At 73.3% G+C, this 24,654-nt stretch carries 18 protein-coding genes and 1 pseudogene; 10 read left to right on the plus strand and 9 right to left on the minus strand.

What is annotated here, in order from left to right; translation table 11 throughout:
* Positions 1-20: 20 nt before the first annotated feature.
* The gene (locus ACZ6JT_RS01205; RefSeq protein WP_469205923.1) at positions 21-2,042 is read right to left on the minus strand and encodes an AMP-binding protein; all 2,022 of its coding nucleotides are present in this window, start codon (positions 2,040-2,042) and stop codon (positions 21-23) included.
* A gap of 140 nt (positions 2,043-2,182) precedes the next feature.
* Between ACZ6JT_RS01205 and ACZ6JT_RS01210 the strand changes: the two genes are divergently transcribed.
* Complete coding sequence (locus tag ACZ6JT_RS01210; RefSeq protein WP_469205925.1) at positions 2,183-4,096, plus strand: ABC transporter ATP-binding protein; 1,914 nt, start codon at positions 2,183-2,185, stop codon at positions 4,094-4,096.
* Positions 4,097-4,103: 7 nt separating this feature from the next.
* On the plus strand, positions 4,104-4,481 hold the full coding sequence (locus tag ACZ6JT_RS01215) for a VOC family protein (protein ID WP_030721658.1): 378 nt from the start codon (positions 4,104-4,106) through the stop codon (positions 4,479-4,481).
* 143 nt (positions 4,482-4,624) lie between these two features.
* Here ACZ6JT_RS01215 and ACZ6JT_RS01220 read toward each other — a convergent pair whose 3' ends face one another.
* Positions 4,625-4,972 carry a hypothetical protein gene (locus tag ACZ6JT_RS01220; protein WP_365470406.1) on the minus strand — a complete coding sequence of 116 codons (348 nt, stop codon included), beginning with the start codon at positions 4,970-4,972 and terminating at the stop codon, positions 4,625-4,627.
* A 221-nt stretch (positions 4,973-5,193) separates the two neighbouring features.
* Between ACZ6JT_RS01220 and ACZ6JT_RS01225 the strand changes: the two genes are divergently transcribed.
* The 3 genes from ACZ6JT_RS01225 (at position 5,194) to ACZ6JT_RS01235 (ending at position 8,742) form a co-directional block, all read left to right on the plus strand.
* Positions 5,194-6,078 (plus strand): sigma-70 family RNA polymerase sigma factor, encoded by an 885-nt coding sequence (locus ACZ6JT_RS01225; protein WP_469205928.1) that lies wholly within the window; start codon positions 5,194-5,196, stop codon positions 6,076-6,078.
* A 134-nt stretch (positions 6,079-6,212) separates the two neighbouring features.
* Positions 6,213-7,472 (plus strand): hypothetical protein, encoded by a 1,260-nt coding sequence (locus ACZ6JT_RS01230; protein ID WP_469205930.1) that lies wholly within the window; start codon positions 6,213-6,215, stop codon positions 7,470-7,472.
* A 172-nt stretch (positions 7,473-7,644) separates the two neighbouring features.
* A complete protein-coding gene (locus ACZ6JT_RS01235; RefSeq protein ID WP_469205932.1) occupies positions 7,645-8,742 on the plus strand; it encodes an alpha/beta hydrolase in 1,098 nt (365 codons plus the stop codon).
* 54 nt (positions 8,743-8,796) lie between these two features.
* Here ACZ6JT_RS01235 and ACZ6JT_RS01240 read toward each other — a convergent pair whose 3' ends face one another.
* Together ACZ6JT_RS01240 and ACZ6JT_RS01245 are read right to left on the minus strand one after the other, a co-directional pair.
* A complete protein-coding gene (locus tag ACZ6JT_RS01240) occupies positions 8,797-9,381 on the minus strand; it encodes an NUDIX hydrolase (protein ID WP_469205934.1) in 585 nt (194 codons plus the stop codon).
* Positions 9,382-9,482: 101 nt separating this feature from the next.
* A complete protein-coding gene (locus ACZ6JT_RS01245) occupies positions 9,483-10,193 on the minus strand; it encodes a FadR/GntR family transcriptional regulator (RefSeq protein WP_469205936.1) in 711 nt (236 codons plus the stop codon).
* Between the two features lie 131 nt (positions 10,194-10,324).
* Between ACZ6JT_RS01245 and ACZ6JT_RS01250 the strand changes: the two are divergent.
* A pseudogene (locus tag ACZ6JT_RS01250) lies at positions 10,325-10,828 on the plus strand (gluconokinase); the annotation flags it as partial.
* A 125-nt stretch (positions 10,829-10,953) separates the two neighbouring features.
* On the plus strand, positions 10,954-12,351 hold the full coding sequence (locus tag ACZ6JT_RS01255; RefSeq protein ID WP_469205938.1) for a GntT/GntP/DsdX family permease: 1,398 nt from the start codon (positions 10,954-10,956) through the stop codon (positions 12,349-12,351).
* Here ACZ6JT_RS01255 and ACZ6JT_RS01260 read toward each other — a convergent pair.
* The 5 genes from ACZ6JT_RS01260 to ACZ6JT_RS01280 all read right to left on the minus strand — a co-directional run bounded on the left by ACZ6JT_RS01260 (position 12,337) and on the right by ACZ6JT_RS01280 (position 20,478).
* Entirely contained in the window at positions 12,337-13,302 is a 966-nt protein-coding gene (locus ACZ6JT_RS01260) for a hypothetical protein (RefSeq protein ID WP_469205940.1), read from the minus strand. The genes ACZ6JT_RS01255 and ACZ6JT_RS01260 overlap by 15 nt on opposite strands.
* Before the next feature lie 242 nt (positions 13,303-13,544).
* Positions 13,545-15,113: a cytochrome P450 gene (locus tag ACZ6JT_RS01265; protein WP_469205942.1), complete on the minus strand. Its 1,569-nt coding sequence runs from the start codon at positions 15,111-15,113 to the stop codon at positions 13,545-13,547.
* Between the two features lie 82 nt (positions 15,114-15,195).
* On the minus strand, positions 15,196-15,714 hold the full coding sequence (locus ACZ6JT_RS01270; protein ID WP_469205944.1) for a protein-tyrosine phosphatase family protein: 519 nt from the start codon (positions 15,712-15,714) through the stop codon (positions 15,196-15,198).
* Positions 15,715-15,766: 52 nt separating this feature from the next.
* The gene (locus ACZ6JT_RS01275; RefSeq protein WP_469205946.1) at positions 15,767-16,741 is read right to left on the minus strand and encodes a serine hydrolase domain-containing protein; all 975 of its coding nucleotides are present in this window, start codon (positions 16,739-16,741) and stop codon (positions 15,767-15,769) included.
* A 128-nt stretch (positions 16,742-16,869) separates the two neighbouring features.
* A complete protein-coding gene (locus tag ACZ6JT_RS01280) occupies positions 16,870-20,478 on the minus strand; it encodes a S8 family serine peptidase (RefSeq protein WP_469205948.1) in 3,609 nt (1,202 codons plus the stop codon).
* Positions 20,479-20,752: 274 nt separating this feature from the next.
* Here ACZ6JT_RS01280 and ACZ6JT_RS01285 point away from each other — a divergent pair, with 274 nt between their 5' ends.
* From ACZ6JT_RS01285 to ACZ6JT_RS01295, 3 genes are all read left to right on the plus strand, one after another.
* Positions 20,753-22,249: an MFS transporter gene (locus tag ACZ6JT_RS01285; protein WP_469205950.1), complete on the plus strand. Its 1,497-nt coding sequence runs from the start codon at positions 20,753-20,755 to the stop codon at positions 22,247-22,249.
* 27 nt (positions 22,250-22,276) lie between these two features.
* Positions 22,277-22,906 (plus strand): DUF6629 family protein, encoded by a 630-nt coding sequence (locus tag ACZ6JT_RS01290; RefSeq protein ID WP_469205951.1) that lies wholly within the window; start codon positions 22,277-22,279, stop codon positions 22,904-22,906.
* A gap of 87 nt (positions 22,907-22,993) precedes the next feature.
* Positions 22,994-24,634 carry a GMC oxidoreductase gene (locus tag ACZ6JT_RS01295; protein ID WP_469205953.1) on the plus strand — a complete coding sequence of 547 codons (1,641 nt, stop codon included), beginning with the start codon at positions 22,994-22,996 and terminating at the stop codon, positions 24,632-24,634.
* The last annotated feature ends 20 nt before the right edge of the window (positions 24,635-24,654 follow it).

Below are 24,654 nucleotides of genomic sequence, written 5' to 3' on the forward strand. Positions count from 1 at the left end.
CCGACCGCTCAGTCGTCGTCTCAGTCGTCGTCCTCGTCGAAGTCGAACGGATCGGCCGGTTTCGCGACGAGGTAGGCGGCGACGACGCCTCCCGCGATCATCAGGGGGATGTTGAAGGAGTAGACGAGCGCGGCCTGCCGCGGCCAGTCCTGCTTGGCCGCCAGCCGGTAGAGGTTGTCCTGCGGCCACCAGGCCAGGAGGAGATAGGACACCGCCACGTGGGCCGCGGCGGTGATGCGGCGGCCGCGGCCCCGGCTCCGCATGCGGGCGCGGCCCCCGAAGAGGAAGACCACCCCGAGACCGAAGGCGGCGCACTCGAACAGGTAGAGGACGGCGAAGAGGGACGCCCAGGGCTGCGGCACCCCGGTGAGGTCGGTCGATCCCGGCCAGAAGAGGTTCGTGAGGATCAAGGCGACGAAGCCCAGGACTCCCCCGCAGCCGCCCGCGCAGGAGGCGGGGAACGATTCTCCCACCGGGCCGGCCCCGTACTTGCCCGACGAGGCCGCCCCGGCGCTCCTCTTCGGCGCGGTGGCGGGCAGGACGGGCAGCGGCAGGGCGGCCCGGTCCTCCCGGCCCGCCCGGTTGCGGGGCAGGGCGCGCAGCCGGATCACGGTGCGCGGCATCTCCTCCCTCAGCACCTTCCCCGACAGGTGCTCGCGGAGCTCCTCGACGTCGGGCAGCAGGGCGGCCGGGCGTACGGAGGAACCGCCGACGGGCGGGGCGACGTAGGCGACGAGGCGGCGCGGGCCGCGTACGCTGTCGACCCCGTTCACGATCACCGAGCCGATGCCCTCGTGGCCGCGGATCGCGGACTCGATCGGGTAGGGGTGGACGGAGCGTCCGCCGGGCAGGGTGATGCGGTCCCCGAGCCGGCCACCGAACTCCAGCAGTCCGTCCTCGCGGAGCAGGCCCAGGTCGCCGGTCGGTATCGCGTCGCCGGCACCGGGCGGGGTGAGGTGGATCTGCCCGTCGCGGACCTCGACGCGGTGGCCCGGGAAGGGGGTGCCGAGCAGGGAGAGCTCCTCCGGGTCGTCGAGCGGGCGGGGCAGCTGCGGCAGTTCGAACCAGGCGCCGGTGCCCGCGCTCTCCGCGAGCCCGTAGACGTTCAGCACCCGGGCGCCGGGCCGGAGCAGGACCTGCAGGGCCGCCTGGTCGTCGAGGTAGAGCCGGTCGCCGGAGACGGCGAGCAGCCGCAGCGTACGGTAGGCGGTGCCCGGCCCCTCCTCCCCCTTCAGCAGGTCGAGGGCGGTGGCCGGGCCGGTGTACAGGACGGTGACGTGCTCGTCCTCCACCGCCGCACGGATGTCCTCGGGCTGCCAGGGGGACCGTCGGGGAAGGACGAGGGCGCCGCCCGAGCACAGGGCGCCGGTCCAGCCCGCGGCGAAGGCGGTGACGTCCGTACCGGCTGTGATCAGGTGCCGGTCCGCGGGGGTGAGCCGGGCCACCTCGGCCCAGCTGTCGTGTGCGGCGAGCAGCAGGCCGTGGCTGACCGGGACGGCGCGCGGCTCGGCCGCCCCGGTGAACAGCAGGGCGGCGCTGCGGCCGGGCGCCGGAGCCTGCGGCAGCGCGGGCGCCTCGGGCTGTTGCGCCGGCTCCCCGCGCTGTCCGGCGATCGCGCCGGCCTCCGCGCCGAGGCGGATCACCTTCAGGCCGCTGCCGTTGTCGAGGGCGGCCCGGTGGGCGGGATGGGTGAGCAGGACGAAGGGCTCGGCCGCGGTGAGCTGGCGCTGCCCGGTGAGCGGGGTCTCGGCGTCGACGACGACGTACGTCCCGCCGGCCTTGAGGACGGCGAGGAGGGCGACGACCAGCTCGGCCTGCCGGGTGGTGCCGACGGCGACGAGGCCGCCGGGCGGCAGGCCGGAGACGAGCAGACGGTGTGCCAGCCTGTCGGCCCGCTCGTCCAGTTGCCCGTAGGTGAGGCTCTCGGGGCCGGCGATGAGGGCGTATGCCCCGGGGGTGTCCCGGGCCCACTGCTCGAAGCGTTGCAGGACGGTGTCGGCGGTTCGCTTGCCGAAGCGTACGGACTCGGATCCCTGCGTCATGAACCGATGATGCCACCGGCCACCGACAGTGGACACGGAAGACGAAAATCCCTCGTACGGAATGGAGTTGGCGACACCTGCGGGCGGTCCGGCACCGAACCCTTGACCTCAGGTCAAGTTGAGGTCCTAGCGTTCCGGTCATGGACATGGAAGTCACCGCCTGGACCTCGCTGCACAGCGCGATCAACGCCCAGCAGGACCGTCGCCCGCTCTCCCGGGCCGGCCTGCGCCGCGTCGCCGCCTTCGCCCGCCCGCACCGGCGCGGGCTCACCCTCTTCCTCCTGCTGAGCGTGGTGACCGCGCTGCTCGCGGTGGCCACCCCGGTGCTCGCGAGCCGGGTCGTCACCGCCATCGTCGACGGCCGGGACGGCGCGGCCGTCACCCGGCTCGCCCTGCTCATCGCGCTGATCGCGGTCGCGGAGGCCGGGCTGGGGCTGCTGACCCGCCGGCTCTCCGCGACCCTCGGCGAGGGGCTGATCCTGGATCTGCGGACGGCGGTCTTCGACCACGTGCAGCGGATGCCTGTCGCGTTCTTCACCCGCACCCGGACGGGAGCCCTGGTCAGCCGGCTGAACAACGACGTGATCGGCGCCCAACGGGCTTTCAGCAACACCCTGTCGGGGGTGGTCGCCAACACCGTGACCCTGCTGCTGACCCTCACCGTGATGCTGAGCATCTCCTGGCAGATCACCCTGCTGGCGCTGGTGCTGCTGCCGGTGTTCGTGCTGCCGGCCCGCCGGATGGGGGCGCGGATGGCGGCGATGCAGCGGGAGGCCTCCGCGCTGAACGCCGCGATGGGCACCCAGATGACCGAGCGGTTCTCCGCCCCCGGCGCCACGCTGGTCAAGCTGTTCGGCCGGCCCGCCGACGAGTCCGCGGAGTTCGCGCGCCGGGCGGCGCGGGTGCGGGACATCGGGATCCGTACGGCGATGGCCCAGTCGGCCTTCATCACGGCCCTCACCCTGGTCTCGGCCCTGGCCCTCGCGCTCGTCTACGGACTCGGCGGGTACTACGCCCTGCGCGGGACCCTGGACGCCGGTTCCGTCGTCGCGCTCGCCCTGCTGCTGACCCGGCTGTACGCCCCGCTGACCGCGCTCGCCGGCGCCCGCGTCGAGGTGATGAGCGCGATGGTGAGCTTCGAGCGGGTCTTCGAGATCCTCGACTTGAAGCCGCTCATCGCGCAGAAGCCGGACGCCCGCCGGGTGCCGGAGGGGCCGGTGACCGTGGAGTTCGACCGGGTCTCCTTCGGCTACCCCGCCGCCGACAAGGTCTCGCTCGCCTCCCTGGAGGAGGTCGCCACCCTCGACGCCCGGGGCGGCACGCAGGTGCTGCACGAGGTGTCCTTCCGCGCCGAACCCGGCCAGATGATCGCGCTGGTCGGCTCGTCCGGCGCCGGCAAGTCGACGATCGCGCAGCTGCTGCCGCGGCTGTACGACGCGGACGCGGGCGCGGTGCGCCTCGGCGGGGTCGACGTACGGGACCTGACGGCCGACTCGATCCGCGAGACCCTCGGCATGGTCACCCAGGACGGGCACCTGTTCCACGAGTCGGTACGGGCCAACCTGCTGCTGGCCCGGCCGGAAGCCACGGAGGAGGAGGTCTGGGAGGCCCTGCGGCGCTCGCGCCTCGACGGGCTGGTCGCCTCGCTGCCGGACGGGCTGGACACGGTGGTCGGTGAGCGCGGCTACCGGCTGTCGGGCGGGGAACGGCAGCGGCTGACCATCGCGCGGCTGCTGCTGGCCCGGCAGCGGGTGGTGATCCTCGACGAGGCCACCGCGCACCTGGACTCCACCTCGGAGGCGGCGGTGCAGGAGGCACTGGGCGAGGCCCTGGCGGGCCGGACCGCGGTGGTGATCGCACACCGGCTGTCGACCGTACAGGCGGCGGACCTGATCCTCGTGGTCGAGGACGGCCGGATCGTGGAACGGGGCACGCACACCGAGCTGCTGGCGGCGGGCGGCCGGTACGAGGAGCTGTACCGCACGCAGTTCGCGGCGGCGGACACGCCCGCCGGAATGGAAACCGACGGGGCGGCACCGCTCCGGGGCGCATGATGCCGTGATGGACATCAAACTGGAACTCGTCGCCGTCCCCGTCACCGATGTCGACCGGGCCAAGGCCTTCTACGAGAAGCTCGGCTTCAACGCCGACCACGACGTCACCGTCAGCGAGGACATCCGCTTCGTGCAGCTGACCCCGCCGGGGTCGGCGTGCTCGATCGCGATCGGCAAGGGGCTGACCCGGATGACCCCGGGGTCGCTGGACAACATGCAGGTCGTCGTCACCGACATCGAGGAGGCGTACGAGGACCTGCGCGGCCGGGGCGTGGAGGTGACGGAGATCCAGGACTTGCCGTGGGGTTCCTTCGTCTACTTCTCGGACCCGGACGGCAACGGCTGGGCGGTCCAGCAGACGACCCCCCGCAAGACGGCGGGCTAGGGGGTGTTGGCCGGCGATCCGGACGCGGCGGCCGCGGCGGCTCGGCTGCGCGCGGTCACCGCCGAACGCGCCGGACGCGTAGTCCGCGCCGTCCGCGCCGGACGCGCCGTCCGCACACCGCCGCCGCGGTGGGCCGGGGGGGCTCAGGCCTCCGCGGCGGCGTGGTGGTGGTCGAGCTCCCACGCGTGGTGCTTGAACTCGTGGCGGAAGTCGGCGTGGTCCTCCCACTGGCGGGCGATGCCGCGCAGCACGTCCCAGTTGTGCTCGACCGACTGGTCGATGACGCGGCGCGTGGCCGGCTCGGCCGTCGCCCGCTGCTCGATGAGGCCCTTGACGGCGGACGCCTCCAGGACGGAGTTGCGCAGCGCGCGCAGCGCACGGGAGGTGTCGTCCATGGCGAAGCCGTACTCGCTGCCCGTCTCGGCGTCGAACAGCGGGGTGAGCCGTGCCTCGATGAACGCGGTGATCCGCTCGAAGTGCTGCGCTTCCATCGGGGGCTCCCTCTCCTGCCGGACCACCACGTGTCCCCGGCGTCTGCGGTGCTGCTGCTGTTCGGCACCATTATCCAGCAGTCGGCCGGCAGCTGCGGCCGGTGGCCGGCCGCCGGCCCAACTCCCCCCTCACGTCCACTGATTTCCTCATGATCTATTTTGAGGATCCGCTGTGAGGGCGGTGAGGGCTGTGTGGGCCGTGAGGAAGGAAGGTAACCCCCGTGGACGACCGTTCCGGCTTGACCGAGCAGTTCGAAGAGCACCGATCTCATCTGAGAGCGGTGTCCTACCGGATGCTCGGCTCGCTCGCGGAGGCCGAGGACGCCGTGCAGGAGGCGTGGATACGCCTCGACCGGTCCGACGTCAGCGAGGTCGAGAACCTCGGCGGCTGGCTGACCACGGTCGTGTCGCGCGTGTGCCTGAACATGCTGCGCTCCCGCGAGTCGCGGCGCGAGGACCCCATCGAGGCCTTCCCCGCCGACCCCCACGTCAGCCGTGAGGACACGGTCGACCCCGAGCAGGAGGCGGTACTCGCCGACTCGGTCGGGCTGGCCCTGCTGGTGGTGCTCGACACCCTCGCGCCCGCCGAGCGGCTGGCCTTCGTGCTGCACGACCTGTTCGCCGTGCCCTTCGACGAGATCGCCCCGCTGATCGAGAAGACCCCGGCCGCGACCCGCCAGCTCGCGAGCCGCGCCCGCCGCCGGGTCAAGGGGGCCCCGCTGGTGTCCGAGGCCGATCTCAGCCGCCAGCGCCGTGTCGTGGACGCCTTCCTGGCCGCCACCCGCGGCGGCAGCTTCGACGCGCTGGTCTCGCTGCTCCACCCCGACGTGGTGCTCCGCGCCGACAAGGCCGTGGGCCCCACCCCCACCCCCCTCTTCTTCACCGGCGCCGTCACCGTCGCCACCGGCGCGATGGCCGCCGTGCAGCGGGCGCGGCACACGCAACTCGCCCTCGTCAACGGGGCTGTCGGCCTGGCGATGGCCCCGCTGGGACGACTGTTCCTGGTGCTCCGCTTCACCGTCGAGGACGGCCTGATCACCGAGATCGACGTCGTCGCGGAGCCGGAGCGCCTCGACGAGCTGGAGCTCGCCGTGCTCGACGCCTGACCCCGGTGCGGGCCGCGGCACCGACCTCGCTCCGCCCCCGCTCCCGCCTCGACGCCGACCGGGAAGCGGCCGTAGCGATTCCGTGCCGCGGCCGCCCCTTCTGGGCCGCGGCACGGCGCTCCCATACTGGCGCCGTGACCGACTACGTCAAGCACGTGCCGACCGCCGCGATACCGGAGGGCGGGGTCACGGCGTGGGGCGTCGACGACGCCCGGCGCTGGCTCCGCGCCCGCGTCCCGGCGGCGTTCGCTCCCGTCGCCGGAGGCCGGCTCCTCGGCGGGCTGGTCGTCCTCTCGATCGTGCCGGCGGCGCTCGCCGACGCCGAGCCCGAGCACGGAGCGGACTGGCGGGGCTATGCCATGGGCGTCCTGCTGATCGCCCTGCCGTTCTGGTTCCGCTCCTTACCCGTGGCCACCCTGGTGGCCTCACCCGTCCTCGCGGTGGACGCCGCCCGCGCGCTTCCCGCCGCCGACCACACGGCGGGCGCGGTCGGCCACGGCCTGGTCCTGGCCCTCGCCGCGTGGGCGTTCGCCGGGGCGCTGGCCCGCCTCCACGCCCGCCGCCGTCAGCGCGCGCTCGCCCTCGCCGCAGCCGGACCCGCCCGTTTCCCGCTGCCGGACCCGCTGCCCGGCGCACACCGGCGCCGCGGGCTGACGGGGATCGCCATCGGCTCCGCCTGCTGCCTCGGGGGCGCCGCGGCCGTCGCCGTCGGCGCCCTCCTCGAAGTACGGGCCTCCCACAGCGCGCACCCCTACGACCCGTGGGGCCTACAGGTCCTCGCCCTCGTGCTCCTGGTCCCCGGTACCACCGTGCTCGGCCGGGGCCTGGCCCGCCGTCTGGCCGCGCGCCGCCTCGACGGCCGGCCGCAGCCCGCGCTCCTGGTCGGCGTACGGATCTCCCGGTCCGGACACCACTGGCTCCACCCGGACGCCGACAGCCCGGCCGGGCCTCCCCTGATCGCCCACCGGGCACGGGCCCGGGACGTCCTCGCCGGAGGGCGGGTCCTCCTCTCCGGCTCCGAACGGACCCTGCGCACGGCCCACCACGACGTCGACGCCCGCGCGGAACCCTTCGAGGCGGTCCAGTACGGACCCCTGCACGAGGGGGCCGAGGTCATCCTGGAGAGCGCGGTCTACGAGGGTGGCACCCGCCTCGTCCCGTACGTCACCGCCGCCTCGCTGCTCCCGCGCCGTCGGCACGGGCTGCGCGGCTGGAAGCCGGCCCGGCGCTCGTACCGCGAGGCCGTGCGGGAGGCGGCACGCCTGGCCGAGGAGAGGAGGCGGGAACGCGAGCGGGCCCGCGCGGAGTCGAAGAACTCGGACTCCACCACGGGTGGCTGCGGCGGAGACTGCGGCGGGGGATGTGGTGGGTGCGGCGGATGCGGCTGCGGCTGACTCCGACCGCCGGCTCCGTCCGTGCCCCGCGCCGACAGGACGATCTCACAGGCCAGTCGGCGTCCAGTGGAACGCTTCGGCCCCGGCAGCTCTCTAGCCTGGTGCGCACCGGTTGGCGGTGCTCTGGACCGGTGGGTCCGGATCGAGACGTCGTAGAGGGTTCCGCTGATCCATGGGTCTGACAAGTAGTGCGCTCCTGTTGTGTGTCGTGCTCTGCACGGCGTTGACGTTCGCGGCCACCGTCTGGCTCTGGCCCCGGCTGGCCCGCGCGAGCGCGCCACGGGTGGCGGGGCGCGCGGGACTGCTCCTCCTGGTGCAGGTGTTCCTGTTCGCGTCGGTCGCGCTCGCGGCCAACCGCAGCCTGCTGATCTACGGTTCCTGGGCTGACCTGGCCGGGCGGGCGCGCCAGGAGGCCGTGCGCCCCGGGGTGGCCGTGGAGGTGCTGGGGCGCCAGGCTCCGGGCGTGCCCGGTGGCGGGAATCCGGTGGTGAGCGGTGTGATCGAGAAGGTGAACCTGCACGGCGAGCGCTCCGGGAGGGCCGCCCAGGCCTATGTGTACCTGCCGCCGGAGTACTTCCAGAAGGGCAACGAGCGGCGGATGTTCCCCGCGGCCGTGGTCCTGACGGGTTACCCGGGCACGGCGGAGAACCTGCTGAAGGGGCTGCGCTACCCGAAGACCGCCTGGACCCTGGCCAAGGAGAAGAAGGCGCAGCCGATGATCCTGGTGATGATGCGGCCCACGGTCTCGGCCGAGAACACCCAGTGCGTCGACGTCCGGGGCGGCGGCCCCCAGAGCGAGACCTTCTTCGGCACGGACCTCCCCAAGGCCGTGTCGAGCTCGTACCGTGTCGGCGGCTCGGCGCGGAACTGGGGCATCATCGGCGATTCCACCGGCGGTTACTGCGCCCTGAAGATGACGGTGCAGCATCCGGAGACCTACGGCGCCGGGGTGGGCCTCTCGGCGGACTACAAGCCGGAGATCGACCAGTACTCCGGCGATCTCTTCCATGGCGACAAGGACGAGGAGAAACGATCCGACCTGCTGTGGCATCTCGCCAACCGGCCGCAGGGCGCGTCCTCGTTCCTCGTGACGACCTCGCTGCAGGGCGAGGAAAACCTCAAGCCGACCCAGCAGTTCATCAAGGCGGTGAAGGATCCGGCCCGCGTCTCGTCGATCACGCTCGACCGCGGAGGGCACAGCTTCAACACCTGGAACCGCGAGATCCCGCCGGCCCTGCAGTGGATCGGCGGCCGACTCACCGCCGAGTAGCCGGCGCCCCGACTCAGCACCGTGCAGAGTCGCCCCTTCACACTGCCGGGCCCCTTAGGGCTTGTCCGGGCGGTCTCGGACGGCCCGTGCGATGAGGTCGTGGATCAGGAACTCTCCGGGTCTGCGGTTCTCCTTGAGGCGGGCGAGGTTGTCGGGGTCGAACCAGCCGTAGGCAGAGTGCTTGGCCCATTCCAGCGTGGGGTGGTCCAAGTCGCCGTCGACCTCGACGAGATAGTCGGCCTCGTGACGGAGTCCACCGCCGTCGTCCCCTGTCCAGGTCGTGGTGCCAAGGAACCGCCGGACGTGGGTCAGGCGCCAGCCGGTTTCCTCCTCAACCTCGCGTGCGAGAGCCTCGAGAACCGTTTCCCCAGCCTCGACGTGGCCGCCCACGATGTCCCAGGTATCGGGGAACAGGCGACGGTCTGGGCTCCGCTTTTGGGCAAAGGCCTGGCCGTCCTGATTGAGGATGACCGCGCCGACGGTCCAGACTTCGCCCGATGCGGGATGGGGCACCTCGACGTCGTCGTTGACGGTGAACGACGGGTTGCGTGCTGGGTGCGCTCGTCCCCCGCGGGCGGTGTGTCGTGGATTCCGGTCATCGCGCGAAGCGTCCCCGATCACGCGATCGATGTCGAGCATTTTTCGACGGCCCCCTCTGTTCCACCCCGGCCCTCGTCCGGGTCGCCACGGCGGTTCGGCGCCGGTGGACCGCCCGCCCCGCAGGGTTCGTCCGGCGGTCCCTAGGGGGCCAGTACGTCCAGCTCCTCCAGTGCGCCCACCGCGATCTGCCGGGTCAGTGCCTCGGCGCGGGCCGCGTCTTGCTCCCGTACCGCCTCGGCCACCTGGACGTGGAGGGTGACGGCCGCCGGGTCGGGGTCGTGGAACATCACCTCGTGTTCGGTGCGTCGGGTCAGGACCTCCGCGACCACGTCCCCGAGCCGCGCGAACATCTCGTTGCCGGAGGCGTTCAGGACGACGCGGTGGAACGCGATGTCGTGGTGCAGGTAGCCCTCGAGCTGATGACCGCGCGAGGTGCGGACCATCCCGAGGGCCGCCTCGGTGAGTTCGGCGCACTGCTCGGGGGTGGCCAGGGTCGCGGCGAGCCCGGCCGCGACCGGCTCGATCGCGGAGCGCAGCACCGTGAGGGACCGCAGCTGCCGGGGCCTGTCGGTGCCCGCCAGCCGCCAACGGATCACGCGCGGGTCGTAGACGTTCCACTCGTCGGTGGGACGGACCGTCACGCCGACCCGGCGGCGGGACTCGACCAGGTGCATGGACTCCAGGACGCGGACGACCTCCCGTACCACCGTGCGGGAGGCGTCGAAGCGTTGGGCGATCTCGTCCGTGCGCAGGACGCTGCCCGGCGGGTACTCCCCCGCCGTGATCGCGAGCCCGAGGGTGTCCAGCACGTGGGAGTGGAGCCCCTGCCCAAGACTGCCTTCGGTGGTCATGACGTAAGCGTACGGTCACACCCCCGTGGGCAAAAGATGCGATGTATGCCACTCGACTCTTGAATAAGTACTACTTAATGCGCTTCAGTGGTGCCGCACGAACCGATGTCGACGAGGACAGCGAGGTAGGCGTGAGCACCCAGCGCGTCATTGTGGTGATGGGCGTGGCCGGCACGGGCAAGACGACCGTGGGCCGGCTGCTCGCGACGGCGCTCGGCCTCCCGTACGCGGAGGGCGACGCGTTCCACCCCGCGGCCAACGTCGCCAAGATGTCGGCCGGCACTCCCCTGGACGACGCGGACCGGTGGCCGTGGCTCGACGCCATCGGCCAGTGGATCCGCGACTGCGCCGGGCTGCGGGGCGGCGTGGTCGCCGCCTCCTCGCTCAAGCGCGCCTACCGCGACCGGCTGCGGGCCGCGGCTCCCGGAGCGGTCTTCGTCCACCTCACCGGTGAGCGTCCGCTGGTCGAGGAGCGGATGGCGGCCCGCAAGGGCCACTTCATGCCCACCACCCTGCTGGACTCGCAGTTCGCCACCCTGGAGCCGCTCCAGGACGGCGAAGCCGGTGTCGTCGTCGACGTGTCCGGGTCCCCCGAAGAGATCACCGAACGTGCCCTGGCCGCCCTGCGCCGGCTGGGCCCGGCCGAACACGAAACAACCGGACACGAAACAACCGGACACGAAACAACGGGACACGGCACACAGGCGGACACGGCACACCCTCGTACCACTCACTCCGGAACCAAGGAAGAAACGTCACCGTGACCAGTCTCAGCGTCGAGACTCTGGCAGCGGCCAGCACCGGTCCGATCACCTCGGCCGGGAACACCCAGCTGGGGATCGCCGTCCTCGCGGGCATCGCCGTCATCGTCCTGCTCATCACCCGTCTCAAGCTGCACGCCTTCCTCGCCCTGACGGTCGGCTCGCTGGCCCTCGGGGTCTTCGCGGGCGCGCCGTTGGCCAAGACCATCGCCAGTTTCACCGCCGGACTCGGCGCCACGGTCGCGGGAGTCGGCGTACTGATCGCCCTCGGCGCGATCCTCGGCCGACTGCTGGCGGACTCCGGCGGCGCGGACGAGATCGTGGACACGATCCTCGCCCGCGCCAAGGGCCGGGCCATGCCCTGGGCCATGGTGCTGATCGCCTCGGTGATCGGGCTGCCGCTCTTCTTCGAGGTCGGCATCGTGCTGCTGATCCCGGTGGTGCTGCTGGTGGCCAAGCGGGGGAACCACTCCCTGCTGCGGATCGGCATCCCGGCGCTGGCCGGCCTGTCCGTGATGCACGGGCTGATACCGCCGCACCCCGGACCCCTCGTCGCCATCGACGCGTTTCACGCGAACCTGGGGGTCACGCTCGCGCTCGGTGTGGTCGTCGCGGTCCCGACCGTGATCATCGCCGGACCGCTCTTCTCGCGGTACGCGGCGCGCTGGGTGGACATACCGGCGCCGGAGCGCCTGGTCACGGAGCGCCCCTCGGCCGACCCGGAGCACCGCCCCCGGTTCGGGGCGACCGTCTTCACCGTGCTGCTGCCGGTGGCCCTGATGCTGGTCAAGGCCTTGGTCGACATCGTGGTCAACGACCCCGCCAACCCGGTGCAGCGCGTGACCGACGTCGCGGGCTCCCCGCTGATCGCGCTGCTCGCCGCCGTACTGGTGGGCATGTTCACCCTCGGCCGGGCGGCCGGCTTCACCAAGGGGCAGCTGTCGGCCACGGTGGAGAAGTCCCTGGGCCCGATCGCGGGCATCCTGCTGATCGTGGGCGCCGGCGGCGGCTTCAAGCAGACCCTGATCGACGTGGGCGTGGGCCAGATGATCCTGGACCTGTCGAAGGGCTGGGCCATACCGACGCTCCTCCTGGCGTGGCTCATCGCCGTGGCCATCCGCCTGGCGACGGGTTCGGCGACGGTGGCCACCATCTCGGCGGCCGGCCTCGTGGCCCCGCTCGCGGCCGGCATGTCCACCACGGAGACCGCTCTGCTGGTCCTCGTCATCGGGGCGGGCTCGCTGTTCTTCAGCCACGTCAACGACGCCGGCTTCTGGATGGTCAAGGAGTACTTCGGGATGACCGTCGGTCAGACCGTCAAGACCTGGTCCGTGATGGAGACGATCATCTCGGTGGTCGGCCTGGGCTTCGTCCTGCTGCTGTCACTGGTGGTGTAGCCGCACGGGCGGTCGGCCCTGCAGTTGGGCGGCGGCGAGGGCGAGGCCGTCGGCCGCCGTCTCGCAACGGGCCGCCAGGTTCGCGACCTCGGCGCGCAGGGCCTCGGTCTGCGGACCCTGCCAGTCCGGCGCGGCGGTGGCCGCGCTCAGCCGGGCCGCGTGCGTGCGCAGGGCGGCGGCGTGGCCGCGCAGGTCGTCGGCCGGCGGTCGCGGCGCCGGCCGGTGCGGCCGGCCCGCGACCCGGCGCCTGGCCGGACGGCGGGTGGGAGCGCGCCCCACCGAGGGCCGTTCGGGCAGGCCCTGGCCGCGGTCGCAGAGGGCCCAGAAGGCGGCGCCGAGCCCGAGCAGCGGTTCGGCGGTCTCGGCCCGGCCGGTGGCGACCTGCCAGCCGGCGTGGTCGTTGAAGGGGTTGGTGTCGGTCAGGGCCTTCCAGGCGAGGATGTCGGCGAAGGACGGGGCCAGCAGGGCGAAGGCGTGCTCGGCGCCCTGGTCGCGCATGATCGTGCGGAACAGGCGGACGGCCTCGTCCTGTCGGCCCGCCCCCACGGCCCGCAGCACCGCCGCCGCGCCGGGATCGTCCGCGAGTTCGGGACGGCCCGCGCTCGCGGCCCGGATCCGGGCCTTGAGTCCGCAGACGGCGATGCTGACGGCCAGGCTCTCCCGGCTCACCAGGATGCCGGCGAGCCGGCCGGCCCTGGCGACGCCCCGGCCGCGCGGGGCCCAGCCGAGGCCCGCCGGGTCGGTCAGCGTACGGAGCAGGGTGCGCCAGCCCCGCCGGGCGCTGCCGCCTCGGGCGAGGGCGGCGGCGGGCAGGCGGGCGCCGAAGGCCAGGCCAGAGGCGTGGCGGGCGGCCTCGCCGACCGCGTCGGCGGCCTCGGCAAGGGCGCGGCACGGGGCGTCGAGCAGGTCGACGTCCGGGTCGGTGGACGCGGAGGTCGCGGCGTCGGGCATGGGATCCTCGTGGGGGTAGGCAGGCTTCGGCCAGTGCGGCGGGCTTCGGCAGGTTCGTGGAGCGGGCAGCGGGCTTCGGCAAGTACGCGGAACGGGCAGCGGGCTTCGGCACGTTCCCGGAACGGGCAGCGGGCTTCGGCACGTTGCGGGGCCTGCGGCAGGTTCGGGGAGCGGGCAGCGGGCGGGGCGCACGTCGAGCGGGATCGGGCTGCGGGGGCAGCGGCGGCGTCGGGTGCGCGCGGTCAGCGGCGGGTGAGCGTGAGCCGGATGCCGTACGGGTCGAGCGCCGCGGGCAGCGGTCCCACCGGGTCCAGGACCGGCCGGGTGGACCGGATCCGATGGCCCCGCAGCACCTCGGCGCAGAGCGCGGCCGTGATCATCAGGCCGAGCTGGTCGCCCGGGCAGCGGCCGCCGCCATGGCTGAAGGGCGCCATCCGGATGTCCTGGTCCGCGCGCGGGTTCTTCCACCGGCCGGGCACGAACACGTGCGCGGCCGGTACCCGTTCGGGGTCGCGCTGGTGGAACGCGGCCGGCAGCAGCACCGAGGTGCCGGCCGGGTAGCGCACGCCCCGCCATTCGGTCTCGGCCCGGGTGACGCGGATCAGGTCGGGCACCACCGGGTACAGCCGCAGGGACTCCCGTACGCAGGCCCGCAGCCGGGGCAGTTCGCCCCGGCCCGGGCCGGCGGCGGTCTCGGCGGCCGCCTCCGCCGCGGCCGCGTCCTGCTCCGCGGGGTGCGCGCCGAGCAGCAGCAGGGTGCGCAGCAGTGTCTCGGGGACGGCGCCCATGGCCAGCAGCCAGTGCTCGGCCTCGCCGACGGGGTCCAGGGAGCCGGTGGGGTCGGTGTGGCGGGCGGCCCGCCCGACGAGGGTGCCGCCGTCGGCGTGGCGGGCGTACTCCTGGATGCGGGCGTGGGCCTTGTCCCGCACCGAGCGGGTGGTGCGGGCGGTGCGCACCCGGCCGCCGCGCAGGCCCTTGCTCTCGGCGCTCAGTTGGGCGAGCCAGCCGGCGAGCTCCTCGTCCGCGGCGGCCGCGTCGCCGAGCACGATCCGTCGGGCGGCCCGGTTCACGGCGTGCCGGGCGCGGGCGAGGTCGAGGGTGCCGGTGGCGGTCAGGTGCCGGGCCTCCTCGGCGACGGCCGCCAGGTAGGGGTCGCAGGAGGGGTGCACGGGCAGACCCGTGGCCAGCACCTCGGCGCTGACCTGCCGCCGTTCCGTGCGGAGTTCGGCCCGTGAGCAGCCGGTGCCGGCGGGATCCGCCGCGTCCAGGCCCCGGCACTTCGCCGGGGGGTCGACCGCGAGGACGCTGACGGGTTCCTCGTAGAACCGGCGCAGGTCCTGGGGGTCGAGGAGGACGAGGACCGTCCGGCCGGAGCGGGTCCGTACGAGGGCGGGGGCGTCGCCGTGCCGGGCGCGCAGCGCGCGCAGCGCGGCGGCGGAGGCGCGCACCTCGCCCGGGCGGCGGCGGGGGCGGGCGGGGGCGAGGCCGTGCAGGAGGGAGCGGAGGACGCCGAGGGTGACGGGGGCGGAGGCCGCGGCGGAGGAGGCGGCGGGCGTATGCCGAAACGATTTCTTTACGAAGGTCCGCCGGTCGGCGGTCTCCGCGCCGAGCCCCTTCCCGGCCGGCCCCCGGTCCGCGAGCGGGGTCCCGCCGCGGGGCGACCTACCGACGCGCCCGGTGCGGCGGCGGGCGGACCCACCGGCCACCCCGACCGTGCCGGGAGCGGACCGCACCGGCAGCCCGGTCCGCTCGGCGAGGGCCCGAACCCGGGCCTTGAGCCCGTCCAGGGCGACCCCTTGGACCGTACGCATCCGTGTACCTCCGCAGCCGGACCGACAACGGTCGGTGACGTCGGCATCACCGTACGTCCCGCCTGCGCACTCCGCGCCCCGACTACGCCATGGGGTCGAGCCCGACGAGCAGTGCCGCGGTGTCCAGTCCGGCGGTGAGGTACGAGGTGAAGGTCTCGTTGTGCAGGGCCCACGGGGAGCGGTGGCGGCGTACGAGCGCGATGGCCTCCGCGGGTGGCAGGCCCCGGTCGACGAGGCACTGGGCGACGACGAGGCCGGACCGGTTGTAGCCCGAGTGGCAGCGGACCAGTGTGGTGAGTCCGCTGTCGAGCGCGAGTCCGGCGGTGCGCGCGAGCCGCTGGACGGTGCGGAGCTGGGCCGCGGTGAGTTCGGCGTCGGGCATCTGCTCCACGACGTGCTCGGCGCGCGGGCCGGGGCCGTGCCCGGTGCGGCTGAAGAGGCTGATGACGAGGTCGAACTCATCGGCCACCACCGCGGGGTGCAGCTCCCCCGCCGGGTCGGTCCAGTAGTGGCCGCCCATCCACAGGCCGGGCGCGATCTCGTCCCACGGCGTGGGCGGCGGCCCGGGCACGTCGCGGCCGCTCGGGCGGGTCTTCTTCACGGGGCCGGGACCTCCTGGTGGGGCGGCACCCAGCATCGCATGGAACGGGCCGTCACCTGGTCGGAGTCGGGGCGAAGACGGCCTCACGGAAGGTGGTGCGCAGCGGGCCGCGGGCCCCGGTCGGCAGGAGGACCGCCCAGCGGCCGTGGCGCGGGGAGACCCACAGCGCGGGGCCGCCGTCCTGCGGGGCGTGGTGGGCCCAGACGCCGTGCGGGGCGGGGTGCCAGAGGAGGCCGCGGGCGGGGGTGAGTTCGCCGGTGCGGATGCGCAGGGACTCGCTGGTCCAGGCGCGGGTGATGCCGGGGGCGGTCTCCGGGGAGCCGTCGGTGTCCGCCGGGGCGAGGAGGCGGCGCAGGAAGCGGACGAGGTCGGCGAGGGGCGCGCGCAGGGTGCCGTCGGCGAACCGGGTCCCGGCCATGCCGAGGGGGTGCCAGACGCGGGTGGCCGCGAGGTCGGCGAGGGGGCTGCCACAGACCTGTTCGGCGAGGCGGGTGAGGAGGGCGGTGCCCCCGGGGCGGGTGAGCAGGTGGTGGGCGGTGGTGCCTGCGGGGGCGCCGGCCGCGGCCGCGTCCCCGTAGGCGGTGAGCGGGGTGTGCAGGTGGATCGCACCCTCGTCGACGAGGCTGCCCACGACCGGCCACAGCGCGAGGACGGCGGCGAGGCCGCCGACGTCGAAGCCCGCGTCGCCCATTCCCGCGTCGCCCGTGCCCACGTCCCCTGCGCCCGCGTCCCCGGCGCCCGCGCCCGTGCTCGCGGCACTCGTGCCCACGTCACCGGCGCCCGTGCTCACGGTGCTCGTGCCCACGTCTCCGGCGCCCGTGCTCACGGTGCTCGTGCCCGCGTCAGCCGTGCCCGCATCCCCGGCGCCCGCGCTCGTGCTCGCCGTGCCCGTGCTCGCGGAGTCCGCGTCCGCGGGGGCCGACCCCGCGTGGACGCCTTCGGCGCCCCCGACGGCCCAGACCGCCCCGGGGTCGGCGGACTCGACGAGAGCCCGGATGTCGTCTGCCTGGTCGCTCAGGAGCGTCATGGTCCCTCACGTTATCGAGCCCGGCCCGGCCCCCCGGCACGTCGTGGCGCATTCGCGTCCCCCGCCACCCGAATGGGGCGGGGACGCGAAGGGGCGGGGCGCCCGTGAGCGCCCCGCCCCTCAGAGCGTCAGCTCTTGTCCGGCCGGTCGGTCACACGCAGGCTGTTCAGCAGGGGCTTGCCGAATCCACTGTGCGTGACGAAGCGGATGTTGAGGACCCCGTCCGTGACCGTGACCGTGTACTGCCGGGTCACGGCCTTGTAGGTGCCCGCCTCCAGGGAGATGTCCAGGGAGGGCAGGACCTGGGTGCCCTCGGCCAGGACGTCGAAGACGCGCTTGTTCGGCCTGGTGGAGGAGAGCTCCGCGAAGCCCAGCTCCACCGTGTAGGTGCCGTTCGGCACATTGTCGAAGCGGTACTCGTACATGCCCTCACGGGCGTTGCGGAAGAGCCGCTGCTCGTCCGTGCCCGCGATGGTGCGGCTGGTGGACTCCACCGAGCCGTTGCCCTGGTAGCCGTACGAGCCGGCCGTGTACTTGCGGTCCGGGGACCAGGCGTCACCCAGGCCGTCCGTGCTCGCGGCCGTGGAGCCCGCGTCCAGGGCGACCTGGTAGCGCGGGACGACGGCCTTGACGGGGACGGTGAGGACCGGGGTCCGGCCGCTCGCCGAGGTGATCTTCAGGTCCGCGGTGAGGACCGTGCCGGGGGTGAGCCCGGTGGTGTCCACCGACAGGGTGAGCGGGACCTTCCCGCCCGTCGGCAGGTCACCGCCGGCCGGCGTGGCCGTCAGCCAGGCCGCGTCCTCGGAGACCGTGAACGCGGTGCCGAGGCCCGGGTTGGTCAGGTCCAGGGTCCGCGTCCGCTTCTGGTTCGCCGGGAGCACGATTTCCACGGACGGCTTGGACGCCGTGACCTTGCCGGTGCGCAGGGACTGCGTCACCGCCGTGACGTCGGCGGCCTTGACGTTGACCGTCGCGGTGGCGGACTCGTACCGGGGCGCCGCGAGCGAGACGGGGAGCGCGCCCGCCGGGCTCTGGACGACGTATCCGCCGTCCGCCGCCGTCGTCGCCGACACCGCCGCGTCGCCGGTGCCGACGGTGACCGTGGCGCCCGCGACGCCGTTGCCGTCGTTCGCGTCGAGCACCCGGCCCGCCACCACACCGCTCTTCGTCGTCCGGAAGGCGATGGACAGGCCGTCGGTGATGACCGCGGTGTTGAACGAGTACTTGAAGGCGTCGGTGCCGGCCGCGTTCTCGACGCCGACCGTGGCCGTGGAGCCGCCCTTGATGCCGGTGCCGCCGGTGCCCTTGTAGGAGTACGAGACGGTGCCGTCCTCGCCGATCGCCGCCGAGAAGGAGAACTTGTCGGCCTGCGCGGACCAGTGGGACACCTGGCGCCACTCGATCACGTAACTGCGGTGCGGGGCGGTGCCGGTGACGCCGGTGAAGACGCCCGAACCGCTGCCCGCGGCGCCGACGACCAGGTCGTCCCAGAACGGGTACAGGGCCGCGTTGGGCGTGGCCGTGCTCGGGATGTCCCCGTTGATGTCACCGGTGTTGTTGCCGCCGAAGCTGACGGTGCCGTTCGTGCCGATCCAGGCCTGCCCGTACGTCTTGCCGTACAGCGGCAGCGGGAACGGCAGGTCGACGCGCTCGGTGGTGTTGTCGCCGGTCAGCGCGAGCTGCCGGCTCCCCTCGGCGTACGGGCGGTCGCCGGCGGTGGCGCAGGCGTAGCCGTATCCGTCGGTGCGCTCGGGGAGGTTGACCGCGACGGTGGCGTCACCGGCGACGGTGACCTTCGCGGTGCCGCCGGTGACACAGCGGGAGGCGTGGGTTGCGTTCACGTCGTACGTGCCGTGCGGCAGGGTGACCTCGAAGCGGCCCTGCGCGTCGGCGGTCGCGGTCACCGGGGTGTCCGCGATGGCGACGGAGGCGCCGGCGGCGGGTCCGGCGGCCGAGGAGACGGTGCCGGTGAGCTTGCCGGAAGGCGCCTGGGTGAGGGTGAAGTCGCCGGTGGCGGTGGCGTTCTCGGTCACCGTGGCCGTCGCGGTCTGCTGCCCGTAGCCGAACTTGGCGGCGGTCAGCGTGTAGTCGCCCACCGAGAGGGACGGGAAGGCGTAGCTGCCGTCGGCGCCCGTGGTCGCGGTGCGGTCGATCGGGCCGTCGGCCGTGATCTTGACGCCCGCGAGCGGCTGGCCGCCGGCGCGGACGACGCCGCCGAGAGCGCCGATCGCGCCGCGCGGGGCGGCGTTCACGGCGGCGAGGACGTCGAGCTTGCCCTCGCCGAAGACGTTGTTGTCGGCGGGTGTGCCGCCGCACTGGCTGCTGTCGGTGTCCTGGGCGGTGCCGTCCAGGAGCGATTCGGTCTGCGCGACGTCACCTTCGAGGGTGGGCGCGGCGGACCAGAGCAGGGCCACGGCGGCCGCGGTGTGCGGGGAGGCCATGGAGGTGCCGGAGAAGGCCTCGTATCCGCCGCCGGGTACGGAGGAGCGGACGTTCACGCCCGGGGCGGCGATGTTCGGCTTGATGATGCCGCCGGGGCCCGCGCCGCGCGAGGAGAAGGACGCGATCGCGTTGTTGATGTCGAAGGCACCGGAGCTGTAGGAGCTCGCGTAGTCGCCCGGGGAACCGCTGGTGGAGCAGCCCGGGCCGGCGTTTCCGTTGGAGAAGGCCGGGAAGATGCCGGCGGCCCGCCAGGTGCCCACGATCTCCTGGTACCAGGTGTCGCCGCCGCTTCCGCCCCAGGAGTTGTTGACGATGTGCGGGGCGAGGTCGGGCCGGGGGTTCTGGCCGTTCAGGTCGGTCGGTGCCACGATCCACTGGCCGGAGGCGAGCAGGGAGGCCTCGGAGCAGGAGTTGGACTCGCAGCCCTTGGCCGCGATCCACTTGGCGCCGGGGGCCACGCCGATCTTGTTGGCGCCGCCGTCGTCGCCGACCATGGTGCCCATCGTGTGGGTGCCGTGGTCGTTGTTGTCGCAGGGGGCCGCGGTGGAGCAGACGCCCGCCGGGTCGAACCAGTTGTAGGCGTGGTCGTACGAGCCGTCCGCCTTCTTGCCGCGGTACTGGTTGTTCACGGCCGGGTGCGTGTAGTCCACGCCGCTGTCGATGTTGGCGACGACGATGCCCTCGCCGCGGACACCGAGCTGGTCCCAGACCTGCGGGGCCTTGATCCGGTCGATGTTCCACTCGACGGCGTCTGCGGCGGCCTGCTCCCGCTTGCCCTCCGCGGGCTTGGGGAGCTCGACCTTGTCGTCGGCGTCGATCCGGGCGACCTCGGGGCGCTGCGCCAGCGCTCCGGCGAGCTTCTCGCTGCCGACGACGCGGACGGCGTTCACGATCCAGTACGAGGTGTACTCGGCCTGGGCGCCTTCCAGGGCCTTGACGATCCCGGCCTGGCTGCGCGCGGCGTGGTCCCTCTTGGTCCGCAGAACCGTTTCGGCTTTGGCGGCGCGGGTCTGCTGCTTCCCCGCGGCGGTCAGGTCGGCGGCACTGTCGAGGTACACCCAGAAGACTGCCTTGGCCGCGCCGTCGAGCTGGGCGCGGAGCTTGGGTTCGATCTTGCGCTCGGCCGCGCTCGGCGCGCCGGGACCGGGGTCCTGAGCCGCTGCGGCGACGCCCGCGCCGAGCGGGAGGAGCAGGACCGAGGTGAGGGCGGCGAGCGCCGCGCGTAAGGACCGTGCGGGCCTTGTCGACCTTGTGGGCCTTAAGGCCCGTGAGGGCCGGTTGTCGCGTTGGGCCACGTGTTGTCTCCTCGTACGCCGTGTGCGGGTTGTGCGGGAAGGGTGCGCGTGACGTGCGCGGGTCATGGTGAAGGAGAGGTCATGCTCATTACAAGAGGGCCTATTGAGTCGGATCGGGCCGTCCCCCGACCCCTGTCCGCGACCCCTGTCCCCGGCCCCGTCCCCGACCCCTGTCCCCGGCCCCCGTGCCCGACCCCCGCCCCCGGCCCCGGCCCCGGCCATGGCCGAAACCCTCCCGGTGGCCCTTCCCGGCCGCGCGGGCCAGCCTGGAGACATGACTGCGCCCGCCGAGCCCTCCGGAGCCGGTGTCCCTGTCGCGTCCACGCGCGGCCGGTGGATCCTGCTGACCACGGTGCTCGGGTCGACCATGGCGATGCTGGACGGGACCGTGGTGAACGTGGCCCTCCCGCGCATCGGGGAGGACCTCGACACGGATCTGGCGGTGCTCCAGTGGACGGTGAACGCCTATCTGCTGACCCTGGCCGGACTGATCCTGGTCGGCGGGTCGCTGAGCGACCGGTTCGGGCGGCGCCGGATCTTCGTCCTGGGCGTGGTGTGGTTCGCGGTGGGCTCGCTGCTGTGCGGGATCGCGCCGAACGCCGGCGTGCTGATCGCCGCCCGGGCCCTGCAGGGCATCGGCGGGGCGCTGCTGGCGCCCGGCTCCCTGGCCCTGATCCAGGCGTCGATCCGGGCCGAAGACCGGGGGCGGGCGATCGGCCTGTGGTCGGGGTTCGGCGGGGTGGGCGCGGCCGTGGGACCGTTCCTCGGCGGCTGGCTGGTGGACGGGCCGGGCTGGCGGTGGGTGTTCCTGCTGAACGTGCCGTTGGCCGCGGTGTGCGTGCCCGTCGCCCTGCGGCACGTACCGGAATCGCGAGATCCGCACGCGCACGGGCGGTTCGACGTGGCCGGGGCGGTACTCGGCGCGACGGCCCTGGGGCTGGTCACCTACGCGCTGATCGAAGCCCGGTCGGGAACGGTGGCGGTGACCGTCGCGGCGGTGCTCGGGATCCTGCTGGCCGTCGCCTTCGTCGCCGTGGAGCGGCGGCGGCCCGACCCGATGGTGCCGCCGGACATCTTCGCGTCCCGGCAGTTCACCGCGGTCAACCTCGTCACCCTGTGCGTGTACGGGGCCATCGGCGGGTTCTTCTTCCTCGCGGTGCTCCAGCTCCAGGTGGTGTCCGGGTACTCGGCGCTGGCCGCCGGGGCCTCGATGCTGCCGACGACCCTCCTGATGCTGCTCCTGTCGGCCCGCTCGGGTGAGCTCGGGGAACGGATCGGACCACGCGTCCCGCTGACGGTGGGGCCGCTGCTGTGCGCGGCCGGGACGCTGCTGATGCTGCGGGTGGGGCCCTCGGCCTCGTACGTACGGGACGTGCTGCCCGCGATGGTCGTGATGGGCATGGGCCTGGTGGCCCTGGTGGCCCCGCTGACGTCGACCGTGCTGGCCTCGGTGGACCCCGGCCGGGCGGGCCTGGCCAGCGGCATCAACAACGCGGCGGCGCGCGTCGCCGGGCTGCTCGCGGTGGCGGCGCTGCCGCTGCTGTCCGGAATGGGGCCGGAGTCGTACCGCTCGGCGACCCAGTTCGACGCCGCCTTCGGGCGGGCCATGCTCTGGTGCACCGGGGCGTTCGTGGCCGGCGCCGCCGTGTCCTGGGCGACCGTACGCTCCCCCGCGCCCGCCGAGGCGTGCCACCCGGAGTGCCGAACGTTCTGCGCGGTGACGGCCCCGCCGCTCGAAGCGCCGCGGGAGGGGGAGCGGGAGCTTGGCTGAGGTCCCGGCCGGGTCCGGCTGATCCCCGTGTGCTGGAGCGCGACGGCCGATCTGGTGGCGGGCACGGTCATCGCCGCCGTCGGGGCCGTGTGCGTGGCGCGCGTGCGGCGGGCCCGCGATCTGCCGATCGCCGCGCTGCCGCTGCTGCTGGGCGCGCACCAGCTGGTGGAGGCCGCCGTCTGGGGTTCCGGCGGCGGCTGCTCCGCGGCCGCCACGGCGTGGGCGGCGATCGCCCTGCCGCTGCCGGCGCTCTGGGTGCCGGTGGGGGTGCTGGTCGCGGCCGCGCCCGGGACGCGGCGGCGCCTGTGGGGGCCGGTGGCCGTGGGTCTGGCCACCGCCGCGGTGCTCGCGTACTGCCTCGCGACCCGGCCGGTGACCACCGAGATCCGGGGCCGCACCATCGGCTACGGCGTGAATGTTCCGTGGATGCCGCTCGTCCTGACGGGCTACCTGTTCGCCACGCTCGGCGCCCTGCTGCTCGCCGGGGACCGGCGGCTGCGGATCCTCGGTGGGGTGCTGGCCGCCGGGGCGCTGGCCTGCTCAGCGCTGTGGCGGCTGGAATTCGCCTCCACCTGGTGCGCCTTCGCCGCGGTCGCGTCGGTGCTCGTCCTGGGCTGGGTCCGGCGCCGGGAACCTCCTTCCCCCGCCACGCGCTGACCGAAAGTTACCTAGACGTATGTAGTGACTTCACATGCACGCGGCAGTAGAACTCGTTCCCATTCCACCGAGAGTGAGGAACGTCACATGGGCGACAGAACCCTGCCCGGAAGTGGCCCCAAGGGCATTTCCCGTCGTGGATTCATCGGTAGAACTGGTTCTATTTTGGGAGCCGTGGCCCTGGCGGGCCACATCACCCCGGCCCAGGCCGCTCCCGCGGCCGCCCCGATCGCCGACGGTGCCCGCGTACCGGTCCTGGTCGTCGGCACCGGATACGGCGGCTCCGTCGCGGCGCTGCGCCTCGCACAGGCCGGCGTGGACGTGCAGATGATCGAGATGGGCATGTCCTGGGACACCCCGGGCTCGGACGGGAAGATCTTCCCGAAGGTGACCAGTCCGGACTACCGGTCCTTCTGGCTGCGGACCCGGACCAAGGCGCCGCTCAGCAACTTCCTCGGCTTCCCGATCGACAAGGACGTCCCCAAGTACACCGGAATCCTCGACGCGGAGGACTTCGCCGGGATCACGGTCTACCAGGGCCGCGGCGTGGGCGGTGGTTCGCTGGTCAACGGAGGAATGGCGGTCACGCCCAAGCGGGCCAACTTCGCCGCCGTCCTCCCGTCGGTGGACGCCGAGGAGATGTACGCGACCTACTACCCCCGGGCCAACGCCGGTCTCGGGGTCGGCATGATCGACCCGGCGTGGTTCGACACGGCGGACTGTTACCAGTTCTCCCGCGTCGGCCGCAAGCACGCCCAGCGCTCCGGATTCGCCTGGACCTTCGTACCCGACGTGTACGACTGGGACTACATGAAGCAGGAGGCCGCCGGCACCGCCACCAAGTCCGCCCTGGCCGGCGAGATCCTCTACGGCAACAACCACGGCAAGAAGTCGCTGGTGCAGACGTACCTCGCCCAGGCCAGGGCGACCGGCAAGGTCACCATCTCGGCGCTGCACAAGGTCACTTCGGTCTCCCCCGCGGCGGGCGGCGGCTACGCGGTCACCATCGACCAGATCAACACCACCGGCGACACCGTGGCCACCAAGACGGTGACCGCGGACCGGGTGTTCTTCGCGGCCGGCAGCGTCGGCACCAGCAAGCTCCTGGTCAAGCTGAAGGCCACCGGGGCACTGCCGAACCTCAACGGCGAGGTCGGCAAGGGCTGGGGCGAGAACGGCAACGTCATGTGCGGCCGCGCCAACCACATGTGGGACCCGACCGGCAAGCTCCAGTCGACCATCCCCTGCTCCGGCATCGACAACTGGGACGCCGGCGGCGCCTTCGCCGAGGTCGCGCCGCTCCCCACCGGGATCGAGACCTACGCCTCCTTCTACCTGTCGATCACGAAGAACCCGAACCGCGGCGAGTTCACCTGGAACGCCGCGACGGGCACGGCCGACCTGAACTGGCAGACCGCCTGGAAGCAGTCGTCCATCGGCATGGCCAAGACGATCTTCGACAAGATCAACTCGAAGGAGGGGACGATCTACCGGACCGACCTGTTCGGCGGCAACAAGATCTGGAACGACACCCTCACCTACCACCCGCTCGGTGGCGCCGTCCTGAACAAGGCCACCGACAACTACGGGCGCCTGCACGGCTACACCGGCCTGTACGTGATCGACGGAGCGCTGATCCCCGGAAACGCCAGCGTCAACCCGTTCGTCACCATCACGGCACTCGCCGAGCGCAACATCGAGAAGATCATCGCAACCGACCTCCGGTAGGGCCGCGTCCTCCCCCCAGC

It is taken from the genome of Streptomyces sp. NPDC046308 (genome assembly GCF_055588065.1).